Source organism: Undibacterium sp. Ji50W (genome assembly GCF_049340445.1).
In the GTDB taxonomy this organism is placed as follows: Bacteria; Pseudomonadota; Gammaproteobacteria; order Burkholderiales; family Burkholderiaceae_D; genus Undibacterium.
Window position 1 is genome coordinate 302,803 of sequence record NZ_JBMPOX010000002.1, and the last position, 16,506, is coordinate 319,308.

At 51.1% G+C, this 16,506-nt stretch carries 16 protein-coding genes; 13 read left to right on the plus strand and 3 right to left on the minus strand.

Annotated features, from left to right (window positions below; translation table 11 throughout):
• Positions 1 to 137: 137 nt before the first annotated feature.
• The 12 genes from leuS to ACO0K9_RS06670 all read left to right on the plus strand — a co-directional run bounded on the left by leuS (position 138) and on the right by ACO0K9_RS06670 (position 14,411).
• Positions 138 to 2,765: a leucine--tRNA ligase gene (gene leuS, locus ACO0K9_RS06615; protein WP_422983043.1), complete on the plus strand. Its 2,628-nt coding sequence runs from the start codon at positions 138 to 140 to the stop codon at positions 2,763 to 2,765.
• 80 nt (positions 2,766 to 2,845) lie between these two features.
• On the plus strand, positions 2,846 to 3,355 hold the full coding sequence (gene lptE, locus ACO0K9_RS06620) for an LPS assembly lipoprotein LptE (RefSeq protein ID WP_422983045.1): 510 nt from the start codon (positions 2,846 to 2,848) through the stop codon (positions 3,353 to 3,355).
• Position 3,356: 1 nt separating this feature from the next.
• Entirely contained in the window at positions 3,357 to 4,376 is a 1,020-nt protein-coding gene (gene holA / locus ACO0K9_RS06625; RefSeq protein WP_422983047.1) for a DNA polymerase III subunit delta, read from the plus strand.
• Between the two features lie 127 nt (positions 4,377 to 4,503).
• Positions 4,504 to 5,769 carry a glutamate-5-semialdehyde dehydrogenase gene (locus ACO0K9_RS06630; protein ID WP_422983179.1) on the plus strand — a complete coding sequence of 422 codons (1,266 nt, stop codon included), beginning with the start codon at positions 4,504 to 4,506 and terminating at the stop codon, positions 5,767 to 5,769.
• A 40-nt stretch (positions 5,770 to 5,809) separates the two neighbouring features.
• Positions 5,810 to 6,232, plus strand: coding sequence for a CopD family protein (locus ACO0K9_RS06635; RefSeq protein ID WP_422983049.1), 423 nt, complete (start codon positions 5,810 to 5,812; stop codon positions 6,230 to 6,232).
• A 170-nt stretch (positions 6,233 to 6,402) separates the two neighbouring features.
• Entirely contained in the window at positions 6,403 to 7,617 is a 1,215-nt protein-coding gene (locus ACO0K9_RS06640; protein ID WP_422983051.1) for a THUMP domain-containing class I SAM-dependent RNA methyltransferase, read from the plus strand.
• 103 nt (positions 7,618 to 7,720) lie between these two features.
• Entirely contained in the window at positions 7,721 to 9,202 is a 1,482-nt protein-coding gene (locus tag ACO0K9_RS06645) for an NAD-dependent succinate-semialdehyde dehydrogenase (protein WP_422983053.1), read from the plus strand.
• A 72-nt stretch (positions 9,203 to 9,274) separates the two neighbouring features.
• Positions 9,275 to 10,510, plus strand: a complete 1,236-nt coding sequence (locus tag ACO0K9_RS06650) for a multidrug effflux MFS transporter (protein ID WP_422983055.1) — start codon at positions 9,275 to 9,277, stop codon at positions 10,508 to 10,510.
• Positions 10,511 to 10,890: 380 nt separating this feature from the next.
• Positions 10,891 to 11,967 carry a porin gene (locus tag ACO0K9_RS06655; protein WP_422983057.1) on the plus strand — a complete coding sequence of 359 codons (1,077 nt, stop codon included), beginning with the start codon at positions 10,891 to 10,893 and terminating at the stop codon, positions 11,965 to 11,967.
• 205 nt (positions 11,968 to 12,172) lie between these two features.
• The gene (locus ACO0K9_RS06660; protein WP_422983059.1) at positions 12,173 to 12,616 is read left to right on the plus strand and encodes a hypothetical protein; all 444 of its coding nucleotides are present in this window, start codon (positions 12,173 to 12,175) and stop codon (positions 12,614 to 12,616) included.
• Between the two features lie 29 nt (positions 12,617 to 12,645).
• Entirely contained in the window at positions 12,646 to 13,608 is a 963-nt protein-coding gene (locus ACO0K9_RS06665; protein ID WP_422983061.1) for a homoserine kinase, read from the plus strand.
• Complete coding sequence (locus ACO0K9_RS06670; protein ID WP_422983063.1) at positions 13,608 to 14,411, plus strand: BPSS1780 family membrane protein; 804 nt, start codon at positions 13,608 to 13,610, stop codon at positions 14,409 to 14,411. The genes ACO0K9_RS06665 and ACO0K9_RS06670 overlap by 1 nt, the downstream gene beginning before the upstream one ends.
• A 96-nt stretch (positions 14,412 to 14,507) precedes the next feature.
• Here the strand turns inward: ACO0K9_RS06670 and ACO0K9_RS06675 are convergent, their stop codons facing one another.
• The 3 genes from ACO0K9_RS06675 to ACO0K9_RS06685 form a co-directional block, all read right to left on the minus strand.
• Complete coding sequence (locus ACO0K9_RS06675) at positions 14,508 to 14,756, minus strand: hypothetical protein (RefSeq protein ID WP_422983065.1); 249 nt, start codon at positions 14,754 to 14,756, stop codon at positions 14,508 to 14,510.
• A gap of 59 nt (positions 14,757 to 14,815) precedes the next feature.
• Positions 14,816 to 15,133, minus strand: coding sequence for a hypothetical protein (locus ACO0K9_RS06680; RefSeq protein ID WP_422983067.1), 318 nt, complete (start codon positions 15,131 to 15,133; stop codon positions 14,816 to 14,818).
• Positions 15,134 to 15,211: 78 nt separating this feature from the next.
• Positions 15,212 to 15,667, minus strand: a complete 456-nt coding sequence (locus ACO0K9_RS06685) for an OsmC family protein (protein WP_422983069.1) — start codon at positions 15,665 to 15,667, stop codon at positions 15,212 to 15,214.
• Positions 15,668 to 16,076: 409 nt separating this feature from the next.
• On the opposite strand from ACO0K9_RS06685, the gene rplM reads away from it, so the two are divergent.
• Entirely contained in the window at positions 16,077 to 16,505 is a 429-nt protein-coding gene (rplM, locus tag ACO0K9_RS06690; protein ID WP_110255178.1) for a 50S ribosomal protein L13, read from the plus strand.
• The last annotated feature ends 1 nt before the right edge of the window (position 16,506 follow it).

The following is a 16,506-nucleotide window of genomic DNA, read 5'->3' on the forward strand; positions in this document are numbered from 1 at the left end:
TGTCACGGGCAATGCACATTATTCCTTTCCACGACGCCATTATTCGGGTCTCTCCCAGAGGCTTTACTCAATAATACGGAGTAAGCAGTTATAATCTACGGTTCTGAGTCATTTCCGCACCTACTTCTGCTTACGCCATGCAAGAAAAATATACGCCTTCCGACGTCGAACAATCGGCGCAGTCCCATTGGAAAAAGATCGATGCCTATACGGTAGTAGAAAACAATCCACGTTTCCCTAAAGGCAAGTATTACGCTTGCTCCATGCTGCCTTACCCTTCCGGCAAGCTGCATATGGGCCATGTGCGTAATTACACGATCAATGACATGCTGGCACGCCAGTTGCGCATGAAGGGCTATAACGTCCTCATGCCTATGGGTTGGGATGCGTTTGGCTTGCCAGCAGAGAATGCCGCGATTGCGTATAAAAAATCGCCGGCAGAATGGACTTACGCCAACATCGAAGACATGAAGTCACAAATGCAACCCCTGGGTCTGGCATTTGACTGGACACGTGAAGTCGCGACTTGTGACCCGGACTACTATCGCTGGAACCAGTGGCTGTTCCTGAAGATGCTGGAAAAAGGCGTTGCCTACAAAAAAACCCAGGTCGTCAACTGGGACCCGGTCGATCAAACCGTGCTGGCGAACGAGCAGGTGATCGATGGTCGCGGCTGGCGCTCTGGTGCACTGGTCGAAAAGCGTGAAATCCCTGGCTATTATTTCGGTATCACCCAATACGCAGACGAACTGCTGAACAGTATTGACGATCTGGATGGCTGGCCTGAGCAAGTGCGTACCATGCAGCGCAACTGGATAGGCAAGAGCGAAGGCGTGCGCTTCGCTTTCCCGCATGACATCAAGGATGACAGCGGCGCGCTGGTACAAGACGGCAAGATGTATGTCTTTACGACCCGCCCTGACACCATCATGGGCGTGACTTTCTGCGCAGTAGCAGCAGAACATCCTATCGCCACGCTGGCAGCAAAGAACAATGCCGCACTGGCAGCCTTCATCGAAGTCTGCAAGGCGGGGGGTACCACGGAAGCCGAAATGGCGACCAAAGAAAAAGAGGGCATGCCTACCGGCCTGTTTGTCACCCATCCTTTGACAGGTGAGCAGGTCGAAGTCTGGGTCGGCAATTATGTCTTGATGACCTATGGTGATGGTGCTGTCATGGGCGTGCCTGCACATGATGAACGCGATTTCGCCTTTGCGAAAAAATACCATATCGCCATCAAGCAAGTGGTGGCGATTGAAGGCGAAAGTTTCAGTACTGATGCCTGGGCAGAATATTATGGCGACAAGCAGCGTGGCGTTACCGTCAATTCCGGCAAGTATGATGGCCTGAGCTTTAAAGCCACGGTTGATGCAGTGGCGAATGACCTGGTAGCCAAGGGGCTGGGCGAAAAGAAAACCACCTGGCGCTTGCGTGACTGGGGCATTTCTCGCCAGCGCTACTGGGGTACACCCATCCCTATCATCCATTGCGCAAGTTGCGGTGATGTGCCTGTACCATATGAAGATTTGCCGGTGGTATTGCCTACCGACTGCATCCCGGATGGTTCTGGCAATCCATTGAAGCACCGTGAAGATTTCCTGAATGTGCCTTGCCCTAAATGTGGCAGCCCGGCACATCGCGAAACCGACACCATGGATACTTTCGTTGATTCCAGCTGGTATTTCATGCGTTATACCTGCCCGGATGCGACCACCATGGTGGATGAGCGCAATGATTACTGGATGGCGATGGACCAGTACATCGGCGGCGTCGAACATGCGGTTTTGCATTTGCTGTATGCGCGTTTCTGGACCAAGGCCATGCGTGACCTGGGCCTGGTCAAGATAGACGAGCCTTTCAAAAACCTGTTCACCCAGGGCATGTTGCTGAACGAGTCTTACTATCGTGAAGATGCCAGTGGCAAGAAAATCTGGTTCTACCCGAATGAAATCGAAGTCCAGCATGATGACAAGGGCCGTCCTGTTGCTGCCGTGTTGAAGTCGGATGGACAGCCTGTGCAAATGGGCGGCATCGAAAAGATGTCCAAATCCAAAAACAACGTGGTCGAACCCAAAGACATTATCGAGCAGTTTGGTGCTGATACAGCACGCCTGTTCACCATGTTTGCCGGTCCTCCAGATCAAAGTGCGGCCTGGAGTAATAGCGGGGTAGAAGGGGCATCGCGTTACTTGCGTCGCCTGTGGGCATCGGCGTTGAAATTGTCTGGCACGATTGCCTCTGGTTCGGTCGCGCCCCTTGCTTACGCCAATGATGTCAAGGCCTTGCGCCGCGAAGTGCATCTGACGCTGAAGCAGATCGATGCCGATTACGATCGCCTGCAATACAACACCGTGGTCTCCGGTGCGATGAAGTTGTTGAACACGATAGAGTCCTTCAAGTCAGAAGCCGAAGGTAGTGCAGCAGCCTTGCGCGAAGCTTTCGGCATCTTGCTGCGTGGGCTGTATCCGGTGTGCCCGCACATTGCCCATGTGCTGTGGCAGGAACTGGGTCTGGCTGCTGACCTGGGTGAAATCATAGATGCACCCTGGCCGCTGGTGGATGAAGCGGCATTGGTGCAGGATGAAATCGAGCTGATGGTGCAAGTCAATGGCAAACTGCGTGGCAGCATCAAGGTTGCCAAGGATGCCGACAAGGCCACCATAGAAGCGACTGCCCTGGCCAATGAAAGCGTGCAGAAATTCATGGAGGGTGCCGCCAAGAAAATTATTATCGTGCCTGGCAAACTGGTGAATATCGTTGCCTGAGGTGTGGTAAAAGCGATGAAAAAAGCGGTGACAAAAGCGTGGTGTTGAACAATAGTCTGATTTGTAACAAAGGAAACTGCATGCAAGCAATGTATTTCAAGCGTCTGCAATGGCTGGCAGCCATCCTGTCTGTGATGCTGCTGTCTGCTTGTGGGTTTGCCTTGCGCGGCCCGGTGGCTTTGCCGTTCAAGAATATATACATAGGCATGCCGGAAAGCTCGGCACTGGGTGGTGAATTGCGTCGCCAGATACGCGCCAACGGGCAGACCCAGATCATGTCCAGCGCCAAGGATGCGCAGGTCATACTCGAAGTCATGAGTGAAACCAGGGACAAGCAGATTCTGTCTCTGAACAGCCAGGGTCGTGTGCGTGAATACAATTTGATTTACAACTTCCGTTTCCGCCTGCGCAACAACGAAGGCAAGGAATATCTGGAACCGGTAGATATACAACTGAAGCGCAACATCAGTTTCAATGAAACCCAGGTGTTGGCGAAAGAGGCCGAAGAAGTCTTGCTGTACCGTGACATGCAAAATGACCTGGTGCAGCAGATCATGCGCCGCCTGGCCGTTGTAAAGATGGACGATTAAGATGCTGCTACGCTTCGATGCCCTCGATGGCCATCTGGCGAAAACACTGGCGCCACTGTATGTGATCACCAGTGATGAGCATTTGCTGGCGCTGGAAGCTGCAGACAAGATACGCCGCACGGCAAAGGCACAGGGTTTTTACGAGCGTGACATCCTGACGGTGGAACGCAGTTTTAAATGGGGTGCCTTGCTGGCAGCGAATCAGTCGCAATCCCTGTTTGGTGATAAAAAACTGATCGACTTGCGCATTCCCACCGGCAAGCCCGGCAAGGATGGTGGCCAGGCCTTGCAGGAATATGTGGCGAATCTGTCGCCAGATAACCTGACCCTGATCACCTTGCCCAAGCTCGACTGGGCTACGCAAAAAGCCGCCTGGGTGACCAGTCTGCAGCAGGCTGCGGTGTATATCGATATCCCGCTGGTGGAACGTAATCAGTTGCCTAACTGGATCAGCCTGCGCTTATCGATGCAACAGCAAAACGCTGACAGGCAAAGCCTGGATTTTATTGCTGACAGGGTAGAGGGCAATTTGCTGGCTGCGCATCAGGAAATCCAGAAACTGGCATTGCTGCATCCACCTGGCAAACTGAGTTTTGAACAAATCCATGATGCCGTACTGAATGTGGCGCGCTATGATGTCTTCAAGCTCAATGAAGCCATGCTGTCTGGCGATGTGGCAAGACTGGTACGTATGCTGAATGGTTTGAAGGGCGAGGGCGAAGCATTGCCACTGGTCTTGTGGGCCATGGCAGAAGAAATTCGCACCTTGCTGAAATTGAAGTCCGGCATGGCGCAGGGCAGACCCTTGTCAGCCTTGTTGAAAGAATATCGCATCTGGGGCCCGCGTGAAAAGCTCATGGACCCGGCCCTGCGGCGCGTCAGCCTGACAACTCTGCGAGCGGCCCTGCAAGAAGCTTCACAAGTCGATAAGATGGTAAAAGGTTTACGAGCCAAGGCATTTGCAGGCGATCCCTGGGATGCCTTGTTGCAATTGGGTTTGAAAGTGGCCAAGGCAGCTTAAGCGCTGCATGGCCTGCACCTGATGCTGATAGCAAGCGGTTTATCAAACCGGAAATTGAATTCTCTTGCCATCTTTCTGGTGGCTGATCAACGAATATGAGGATGCTCAGACGTTCTCTGAAGACGATATGGATATCAAGCACTACATGAACGACCTCGGCACCCGTGCCCGCGCAGCATCGCGCGCCATGGCCAAAGCCGACACTGCCGCCAAGAACAAGGCCTTGTCACTGATCGCCGCAGCCATCAGGCGTGAAGCTGCGGTCTTGCGCGCAGCCAATGAACTCGACCTGGAAGCAGCAAAAGCAGCAGGCATGGAAGCCGCCATGCTGGACCGGCTGACCCTGTCCGACAAGGCAATTGCCACCATGGCCGAAGGGCTGGAACAGATCGTCAGCCTGGCTGACCCTATTGGTGAAATCTCGAACATGAAATACCGTCCTACCGGCATACAGGTAGGGCAGATGCGGGTGCCGCTGGGTGTCATTGGCATTATTTACGAAGCGCGCCCGAATGTGACCGTGGATGCGGCTGGCCTGTGCATCAAGAGTGGCAACGCCACCATATTGCGCGGTGGCTCGGAAGCCATACACTGCAACCAGGCCCTGGCGAAACTGGTCAAGGAAGGCCTGGCCGGTGCCGGCTTGCCGGCTGATGCTGTACAGATTGTAGAAACTACTGACCGTGCTGCCGTTGGCGAACTGATCACCATGCCGCACTATGTCGACGTGATTGTCCCGCGTGGCGGCAAGGGCCTGATCGCGCGCCTGATGCAGGAAGCGACCGTACCGATGATCAAGCATCTGGACGGTATCTGTCATGTCTATATCGATGACAAGGCTGACCTGAAAAAAGCAGTCGATGTGGCCTTCAACGCCAAATGCCATCGCTACGGCACTTGCAACACCATGGAAACCTTACTTGTCGCGCAAGGCATTGCAGCGCAGGTCTTGCCTGCACTGGCTGACCTGTATGCAGGCAAGCAGGTGGAATTGCGTTGCGATGATGCCGCCGCTGCGATCCTGGCAGGCTATCCGTATCTTGCCAAAGCCACAGAAGAAGACTGGAGCACGGAATACCTGGCAGCGATCCTTGCAGTCAAGGTGGTGGCCGACATGGATGAAGCCATTACCCATATCAATGATTATTCATCCAAGCATACCGAATCCATCATCACTGAAGACTATAGCCGTGCCCTGCGCTTCTTGCGTGAAGTCGATTCGGCATCGGTGATAGTGAATGCCTCTACCCGTTTTGCCGATGGGTTTGAATATGGTCTGGGTGCAGAGATTGGTATCTCGAACGACAAGCTGCATGCGCGTGGACCGGTAGGGCTGGAAGGCTTGACTTCGATGAAGTATGTGGTCTTTGGTCATGGCGAAGTGCGTCAGTAACAAAGTAAAAATAAATACTGCAAATTAAAAAAGGTACATCATGCTTTGGGTAAAAGCTTTTCACATCCTGTTCGTCACGTCCTGGTTTGCCGGTCTGTTTTATCTGCCGCGCATTCTGGTCAATCTGGCGATGGAAAGCCATGTGACGACCACGGAGCGGCTGTTGTTGATGGCGCGCAAACTGTATCGCTTCATGACGATATTGGCCGTGTTGGCCCTGGTGCTTGGCCTGTGCTTATGGCTGGGGTATGGCATAGGCAAGGGGCCGGGTAATGGCTGGCTGCATGCCAAGCTGGCTTTCGTGATCTTGCTGATAGGCTATCACCACGCCTGCGGCAGCTTGCTGAAGAAATTTGAGAAGGGCATGAACAAGCGCAGCCATGTCTGGTTTCGCTGGTTTAATGAAGTGCCGGTGATTTTGTTGTTGGTGATATTGATTTTGGTTGTTGTCAAACCTTTTTAGGGAACTTAATTTTGTAGGAGCGGCTTTAGCCGCGAACATTGTGCCGTGTCCATCATTCAGCTTACATCGGCTATTCGCGGCTGAAGCCGCTCCTACACGAATCAGAACTCCAGGTCAGCAATTGGCGGTGAAAATTCACCATTGTTTTTTAACGGATAAAGGGCACTCCTATGACGCGTTATTCTTATTTTTGTCCATGCCCACGTGGCCTGGAAATAGCCCTGGCTGAAGAGCTGGGTGAAATTGCAGCCATGGATAAAACCATGTCTGTGCACAATCAGGTGCCTGGCGGTGTGCACTGTTCAGGCAGTCTGCATGATGGCTGGCGTATCAACCTGCATTCACGCATTGCTTCACGCGTGCTGATGCGCATGGCGCATTCCGGCTATGCCAATGAAAATGATATTTATGACCTGGTGCTGGATCAGCCATGGGAAGACTGGTTTGGCTACCACCACACGATACGGGTTGATGTCACGGCAGTGAAGTCGCCTTTGAAGAGTCTGGATTTTGCCACGCTTAAAATCAAGGATGCGATCTGCGACCGTTTCCGCGACCAGTTCACCCAGCGTCCATCGGTCAACACCAAGAACCCGGACATGCGCATCGTCGGTTTTCTGGATGCGCGCAATTTCACGATTTACCTGGATATCTCAGGCGAACCATTGTTCAAACGCGGCTGGCGACTGGAAACCGGTGATGCGCCCTTGCGTGAAAACCTGGCAGCAGGTTTGTTGCGTACCGCTGGCTGGAAACCGGGCACCCCCTTGTTTGACCCTATGTGCGGGTCCGGTACCATTCTGATTGAAGCAGCGCAAATCCTGGCAGGTATTCCACCAGGCCTGAAGCGTGAATTTGCGTTCGAGAAAATGCATCAGTTTGATGCCGATGCCTGGGCACAGATCAAGGCCAGCGCCAAGCCACATCCTTTGCCAACCGAGCCAACTATTTTTGGCAGTGATATTTCCGGTGACATGATCGTCATGACGCGCAATAACCTGAACAAGGCTGGTATCCGTTTTGACGTGCCACTGAAGCAGATAGAGGCGCAGGAAATCAAGGCACCGACGACCGCGCCGGGTGTTTTGCTGACCAATCCACCTTACGGCGAACGTATCGGTGTGCGCGGCGACAGCACGATGGAAGATGATGATATGGCCAAAGATTTCTTCAGTGCTTTCAGTACCACGCTGAAGCAGCGTTTTGCTGGTTGGAGCGTGTTCCTGTTTACTGCTGATTTGAGCTTGCCGAAAATGTTGCGCCTGAAAGAATCGCGCAAGACGCCGTTCTATAACGGCGCGCTGGAATGCCGTTTGTTCCGCTTTGATATGGTGGCCGGCTTTAATCGCAGGGAAGAAGCCAAGCCCAAAGATATCGCTGAATAATTTTCATCATGTCGTTACAAAACGGCCAGGCCTCAGCAGACCTGGCCGTTTTGCTTTAGGCTTACAGGTATTCCTGTCGTTTGCAAAAAGTGGAGATACTCTGATGTCACAAGAAGCAATAGCAAAGCAATTGAATTTGAAAGATCCATCCTTATTGCGTGACCGCGCCTATATCAATGGTGAGTGGGTCACAGGTTCAGCCAAGTTTGAAGTGAATAACCCTTCCACATTGGCAATATTGGGTACGGTGCCGAATCTGGATGCCAGCCATACTGAAATCGCCATCAAGGCTGCACAAGTTGCCTTCCCGCTGTGGGCTGCAAAAACCGGTAAAGAGCGTGCCAATCTGATGCGCAAATGGTTTGACCTGATGATAGAGAATGCCGATGACCTTGCCGCCATCATGACCGCAGAGCAGGGCAAGCCTTTGGCTGAAGCCAAGGGTGAAGTCATCTACGGTGCCAGTTTCATAGAATGGTTTGCCGAAGAAGCCAAACGGGTATCCGGCGACGTCATGGCATCGACCTGGAGCGACAAGCGCATGGTGGTATTGAAGCAGCCGATTGGTGTCTGTGCTTCCATCACGCCGTGGAACTTCCCTATCGCCATGATTACGCGCAAGGTGGCACCTGCCGTTGCGGCCGGTTGTTCCATCGTCATTAAACCTGCAGAACAGACACCCCTGTCGGCCCTGGCGATGGCTGAACTGGCGCACAGAGCTGGCATACCAGCAGGTATCATCAATATCATCACGGCTGATTCTGAACAATCCATCGCTGTCGGCAAGGTTTTGTGTGACAGCCCTGTGGTACGTCATTTGTCCTTCACCGGTTCAACACCGGTTGGTCGTATCCTGATGCGGCAGTCGGCACAGACAGTGAAAAAAATGGCACTGGAGCTGGGTGGGCATGCCCCGTTTATCGTGTTTGAAGATGCAGACCTGGATGCCGCAGTGGAAGGCGCATTGCAGTCGAAATTCCGCAATTCTGGCCAGACCTGTGTCTGTACCAACCGGTTTTATGCGCACGAATCGATTTATGATGCCTTTGTAGAAAAACTGGCAGCCGGTGCCAAGAAAATCAAGGTCGGTGATGGCTTTGCGACTGGCATCAACCAGGGGCCAATGATCGATGCGCAGGCCATAGCCAAGGTCGAAGAACATGTCGCCGACGCCCTGAAGCAAGGGGCCAGTTTGCAGGCTGGTGGTAAATTGCTTGAAGCCGGGAAACTTTTTTATGAACCAACGGTGCTGTCGAATGTCACATCTGGCATGTTGATCATGAATGAAGAAACCTTTGGTCCGGTGGCTGCCGTGGTCAAGTTCAAGACTGAAGAGGAAGCCGTTGCTGCTGCCAACAACACGGATTTTGGCCTGGCCTCGTATTTTTATTCACGTGACATAGGGCGCGTCTGGCGGGTTGCTGAAAAACTTGAATATGGCATGGTCGGTATCAATACCGGCCTGATCTCGAACGAAGTGGCACCGTTTGGCGGCGTCAAACAATCCGGCCTGGGGCGTGAAGGTTCCAAATATGGCATGGATGAATACCTGGAAATGAAGTACCTGTGCATGGGCGGAATATAAATCCATTCATGCAGTACCCAAGACGACCACGCGGGTTTGTTGCCTGTGTGGCGTGTAACCTGAATAGTAAACATGTCTTCTACTACCAAAGTCAGTAATGCTGGCCTGGCGACCTTATTGGCTGCCCTGGCCATGTTGGGCCCGTTTTCGATTGACACCTATTTACCGGCATTCCCGAATATTCAGGCAACCCTGCACGCCAGCGCGCTGGAGGTACAGCAAACCCTGACGGCTTATATGCTGTCGTTTGCCGTCATGACCTTATGGCATGGGGCATTGTCTGATGCCTTTGGCCGACGTAACGTGATTCTGGTGGCACTGGCGGTCTTTGCGGTGGCCAGTTTTGGCTGCGCTTCCGTACACAGCATTCATTATCTGTGGGGTTTTCGTATTCTGCAGGGCGTGTCAGCCGGTGCCGGCATGGTGGTCGGGCGAGCCATCATACGGGATTTGTATGCGGGCGCGCCGGCAGAGCGCCTGTTGTCCCTGGTGACCATGATTTTTTCGATCGCCCCCGCAATCGCCCCTATTTTGGGCGGCTGGGTAGTCAGTTTTGCGAGTTGGCGCGCCATTTTTCTATTATTGTTCGGCTACACCATTGTATTGTGGTGGGCCAGCTACAAATACCTGCCGGAATCGCTGCCGCTAGACAAGAGACAGCCTTTTAGTGCAGAATTTCTGTGGGAAAGTTATAAAAAAGTCTTCAAATCACCGCTATTCCATTTGAAGGCAGGTACTATTGCCTTTAATTTTGCCGGTCTGTTTTTGTATGTGTCTGCCGCGCCCGCGTTTATCACCCAGCATTTGCATCTGGGACCAGACCAGTTTGGCTGGCAGTTCGTACCGTCGGTAGGAGGTATTTTTTTTGGTGCCCTGGCAGCCAACCGCCTGGCTGGAAAAATGACGGTCTGGAAACAGGTCAGCATCGGTTTTTGCTTCCTGCTGGGGGCGGCGGTATTCAACGTCGTCTTCCATTTTTTTTCAGCCCCCGTATTGCTGTGGTCTGTAACGCCTTTGTTTTTTTATACTTTTGGCATGTCTTTGGTCGCACCCGGTGCAACCTTGCTAGTTTTGGATCTATTTCCTAATATAAGGGGCATAGTCGCTTCCTGCCAATCAGCGACAGTGACTATGCTGGGAGCTGTGATTGCCGGTGTTGTGGCCCCGGCACTGGATCATTCAGTGCTGACGCTGGCACTGGGGCAGTTGGGATGCACCACAATTGCAGCCGTGATGTGGTACACGGGACGTGCCTATTGGCGTGCCATGACCGCACAAAACCAGAATGCATGGGAAACGGTAGAATAAATGCAAAATAGTATTGATTGAGTAAGTAATAAATAAATTTCGAGTCAGTTACTTGAAATATCTTTTACTGACCATATATAATTGGTGCTTTGCAGCAAATTGTTAAATTTCATCCTGTAACATTTGATTTACATGAGATTTACTTCAATTTTTTTTGCATATGCAAATAAGATATCCATCGTGTTCTTTTAAAGCGGACTTATATAGAGTGTAGCCTTTTAGACACGCCGAATTCATCAAGTTGTCACTTTTCGCAGGTATCGTGCCGCTTGTCGTTGGATCTCTTACCGATTCAAGGCTGTAAAACACCTGTAATTCTGTTTTTACCGTGCTTGAAATCAATTGGTGAAAACTTAACATTCATTTTTGGAAACTAGATAATGAAAAAATCCTTCCTTGCACTTGCTCTGATGAGTGCTTTCTCCGGTGCAGCGTTTGCTCAATCTTCCGTTACTGTCTACGGTATTGTTGACGCTGGCTTCCAAAGTCTGGATAACGGTACAGTTGCTGGCCGTTTCAACAAACTCCAGAGTGGTCAGGAAAACGGTTCCCGTCTGGGCTTCAAAGGTACTGAAGACCTCGGTGGCGGCCTGAAAGCCAACTTCGTTCTGGAAATGGGTCTGAACGTTGATGATGGTAGCTCTGCACAAGGCCGTACATTTGGCCGTCGCTCCACAGTTGGCCTGTCTGGCGATTTCGGTACAGTAGATCTGGGCCGTGACAAGACTCCAACTTTCAAATTCTTCGACAACTTTGATCCGTTTGCATCCGGCTTCATCAACAACGGCAGTGGTTTGTCCAACCTGTACTTCATCGGTGGCTCTGCAACCGTTGCTGGTGCTAATGCCAACTCCACAGGTCGCGCAAGCAATGCAATCTATTACTACACACCAGGCAACCTGAACGGTTTCTCTGCTGTTGGTCAATATGGCTTCGGCGAAGCCGCTGGCGACAATTCTGCTGGCCGTTCCCTGGGTCTGAACCTGCGTTATACAGCCAATGGTCTGGACGTTGGTTACTCTTTCGTCAAAGACAATGGTCAAGCTGCAGTTGGTGGCCCAGTCAATGCACGTAAAGGTAATACACTGGCTGCTTCCTACGACTTCGGCGTAGCGAAACCAGTTTTGATCTATCAAAAAGTGAGCGATGACGCTGCTCTGGCTGTTGATCAAAAGATCTTCACTTTGGGTGTAACAGTTCCTTTTGATGCAACAAACAAAGTTCTGGCTACTTACTCCAAAATCAAAGATTCCACACGTCTGTCTGCTGCTACAACGGACACAGTTGGCGATGCCAAGCAATTCGCTGTCGGTTATCAGTACACATTCTCCAAGCGTACTGACCTGTATGCTGCTTTCGCTAGCACATCACAAGATGCCAATTCCCAAAAAGTGGGCGCAGCAGTTAAAGGCGCTGACGTAAAAGAATTGACATTCGGTATACGTCACCAGTTCTAATATCCTTGTCAGTCGGGTTGCGACCTGACTGGTACTGATACTAAAAGAGGCGCTGTCTTTTGAGACAGCGCCTCTTTTTTCTGCGTTGCCAGGATGCTGGCAATCACCGCTTTGATGCATTGATACAGACCCGTGGCCGATATTTCTGTCAGTCCATGCCGGGTTTGTTACAATGTCCATATACTTAGTTGAACAGGGCTGTATCATGAAAACAACATCGAACATCGTCACTGGCGCGTTGGCCAACCTGGCTGCCTTACTGGTGAGTGTGGCTGCGATGGCACAAACGCCACCCAAAGTGGACCCGGTACCACCGAAACTGGAAAAACTCGAAGAAATCAGCAATGAGCCAGGCGTGACTGTCGCCAAGCCTGAACCAAAAAACAAAGTAGTAGAAAAACGCAGTAATGGCGGTAAAGTCACTGAAGCCCAGGTCAAGGCTGGCAATAGCAACTATACCGTGAAGGCCAACCCTGAATACGGTAATGCGCCCAAGGGAACCGTCCAGGGGGACTCGAACCGGGCGGCGCAATGGACCATCCTGGAATTTGGTGGCAAGAAAGAAGCCAAGGAAGGCAATCCACCTGATGTGCTGCCACCAGCAGCACCGGCCAAGCCGGCTCCTGCCAGTTCTGCGGTTAGCAAATAAATTTTTATTCGTCCTTCATTTTAAATAACATGGCAGTTTTTACACCGGTAAGTCTGGAAGACCTTGGCCCCTGGATGAAACAATACCCGCTTGGCAAAGTGCTGGGCATCAAGGGTATCGCTTCAGGAATTGAAAACAGCAATTTCTTCATCACTACTGAAGCGGGTGAGTTTGTCCTGACGATTTTTGAAAATCTGAATTTCGAACAACTACCGTTTTATTTGAAGTTGATGCGTCACCTGGCTGACCATGGCGTATTGGTGCCGGCACCGATTGCCAATGATCAGGGCGAACTGGTGGTGGCACTGCATGGCAAGCCCGCAGCGATCGTCAGCAAACTCGAAGGCCGCTCGCAGATGGAGCCGCAGCCACAACACTGCGCAGAAGTCGGCAGCATGCTGGCGCGTATGCATCTGGCAGGACAGGATTTCAGCATACAGCAGCCCAATTTACGTTCGCTGGACTGGTGGCATGAAACTACGCCCAAGGTCTTGCCTTTCCTGTCTGATGAATTGCAGCATCTGTTGCGTGCCGAAGTGCATTTCCAGGATGCCTTTGACAGCACAGCCATCTATCGCGCCTTGCCGCGTGGCCCGATTCATGCCGACCTGTTCCGCAACAATGTGATGTTTGACGGTGAGCGCCTGACGGGCTTCTTTGATTTTTATTTTGCCGGTTGTGACACCTGGATATTTGATGTGGCAGTGACGGTCAATGACTGGTGTATTGATGTGGCCACCGGTGTATTGGATGAAAAGCGTGTGCTGGCGCTGTTGAACGCCTATCATGCAGTAAGGCCGTTCACGCAGGAAGAAGGTATTGCCTGGCAGCCTATGTTACGTGCAGCAGCACTGCGTTTCTGGCTGTCGCGCCTATATGACTTTTACCAACCACGGGACGCAGAAATGCTGACGCCGCATGATCCTGGTCATTTTGAACGCATACTTCGTTTAAGAGAGTCCGCCAGCGTGTCCCCTTTGCCGAGTCAATGATGAATGCAGTTGATGCCGCATCCGGATGGGGATGGGTGAAACAAGGTTTCACGCTGTTTGGCAAACAGCCAGCTGAAATGCTGACACTGTTTTTTGCCTACATGTTTTTAAGCCTGGTGATAGGGTTCATTCCTTTTGCCGGACGGTTCCTGCCCTTGATGCTGGTGCCAGTATTTGCCATGAGTTTCATGCAGGCATGTAGTCAAATCGAGGATGATAAGCGGGTGTATCCCAATCTGCTGTTGACGGGATTCCGGTCCGAAGGATTGTTGCGCCTGTTGAGCCTGGGTGTGCTGTATGTGCTGGCGGCAATGTCGGCGATCGGTCTGTCCAGCCTGGCGGATGACGGTATATTCTTGAATTTCATTTTTGCAATGACGCCGGAAGACCCCGAAACCCTACCCAAGGGCAAGCTGTTTTTGGGTATGCTGGTAGCAGGTCTGGCTTATCTTCCCGCCATGATGGCATTCTGGTTTGCAGCGCCCCTGATCACCTGGGGCAGAATGTCGGTGGGCAAAGCCGTGTTTTACAGTTTCTTCGCAGTCCAGCGTACCGGTCTGGCATTTACTGTGTATGGACTGGCATGGCTGTTGATCGGCGTTTTTGGGCCGACTTTATTGGGCATGATAACGGCTGCCGTCGTGGGGCAGGTCGCCATAGGCTTGCTGGTGATGATACCGGTATCGCTGGTGCTGACGGTGGTGATGTATTGCTCGTTTTATCCGACCTACACAACTATTTTTGGCAGGCCGGATATACCGCGGTCAGAAACCCCGCAAAATCCGGAAATGCCGCCAGGATAGATCCGCTGACACAGATTCTTGGGGGAGTGTATTTCGTACAGGATAGACGTTCACAACTTTAGCGACACCAAGCGTTAAAGTTACCGGAATCCCTTGTCAAGGAAACGGATTAATTTCTATGGTATCCAGTGGAGACGCGTCCTGAGCGGAAATGCCTACTACCGTGGCAACGACGACCCTGTTGCCAGACAATAAGGCGACTTGCTCTACATGGTTCAAACCAAAATTAGCCATGGTACTGACAGGGTCATTTTTGTGAGATTCCAACATAATTGCGCTTGAATCTATCGCATTCAAATACTCGATCAGACCATTTTTCAGTGGAAGTTCAATCAAATTTGCCATTTGAATCACCTTTTAATTAACTTTATTACACCGTTTCCAATTTGTTCGTTAGAATGGTCTTAATTTGACCGTTCTAGTGCACTCATTAGAACTTCTTGATACGTTGGAGTTGCATAATCGACACGAAACCGTGCCCCGCGACTGTGTTCCAACGCAAAACTGATCGACCTTATTAGCATCTGTGCAAGCACTCCATCCCATACAGGGAGAAAGCCACCTCCGATCCAGAATAACGTCTCTTTAACCTCAGTTTCTTCACGAATAACAGGCAACTGAAGTAGGTAGTCGAGTCTCTGTAAGATATCACAAATTTTTACACTTTCAGTATGTGAAACAAAAAAACTGGTTTCATTCCATTTTTTAAGTGTAAAGCGCATTCCAGCCTTCATTCAATCCGCTGGCATCCCATCCCACCCTGCAAATAATGGTGCCAGCGTGATTTCAGCCTGTTCAAATCAGTCTGCTGACTGATGCTCCGAAGGCAGATCGAGGTCTTCAATAATCTCGAAGCTGTGCGTCATTTCTGCCGTTTTTTCCAGCATGATGGATGCCGAACAGTATTTCTCATGCGACAGCTTGATGGCACGCTCCACCAGATTCGGTTTCAACTGACGGCCCCGCACAATAAAGTGAAAGTTGATCTTGGTGAAGACCTTGGGTTCAGTGTCGGCACGTTCTGCTGTCAGCCTGACCTCACAGCCACGGATGTCCTGCTTGCTTTTACGCAATATCAGTACGACGTCATAGGCGCTACAGCCGCCTGTACCCAATAGCACCATTTCCATCGGCCTTGGTGCCAGGTTACGACCACCGCCATCGGGTGCGCCATCCATCAACACGGCATGACCCGAGCCGGTCTCTGCCAGAAAAGACATGCCGGACAAACCTGTCCAGCGTACAGTTGCTTCCATTTTTCCTCCTAGAAATTACACTTGTTACAGATTGTAGCCTAACGAGCAAAATTCTGACTTTGTGCACCAAAACGGTAAATTACCTTGCAGCGCACAATTTCTTGTCCTATTATTGACTCATCGGTTAGTTAATGCTTCTTGCCCTTAACTGCCAAGCAATTGTCTCCTCCACCTACTCCTTTGGTGGATTCAACCCGAAGCTAGTCTTCGGGTTTTTTTTTGCCTTTTTATAAAGGCATCTGCACAAAAATTAAACAATCCTTGCACTAAGTCTTTGAAAATACTATAATTTCCGACTCCCTGATCGCCCCAGGCGAGAAGTGATAAGGACGAGTCTGCTGAAATTAGTAGCAGAACCACCAAAAACACAGAATATTCAGGGCGTTTTTAACTTTTATTAGGATTCAACATGAAAACCTTTTCCGCTAAGGGCCATGAGGTTCAGCGCGACTGGTTCGTGATTGACGCGACAGATAAAGTACTCGGACGTGTTGCCAGCGAAGTGGCACTCCGTTTACGCGGCAAGCATAAACCAGAATTTACACCACACGTAGACACAGGCGATTTTATCGTTGTTGTTAACGCAGGCAAACTGCGCGTGACTGGTACTAAAGCTCTGAACAAAACATACTACCGTCACACTGGTTATCCAGGCGGTATCTATGAAACAAATTTCCAGAAAATGCAAGAGCGTTTTCCAGGTCGTGCACTCGAGAAAGCTGTTAAAGGCATGCTGCCTAAAGGCCCACTCGGTTATGCAATGATCAAGAAGCTGAAAGTCTATGCAGATGCAACACATCCGCACGCAGCTCAGCAACCACAAGTACTCGACATCTAAG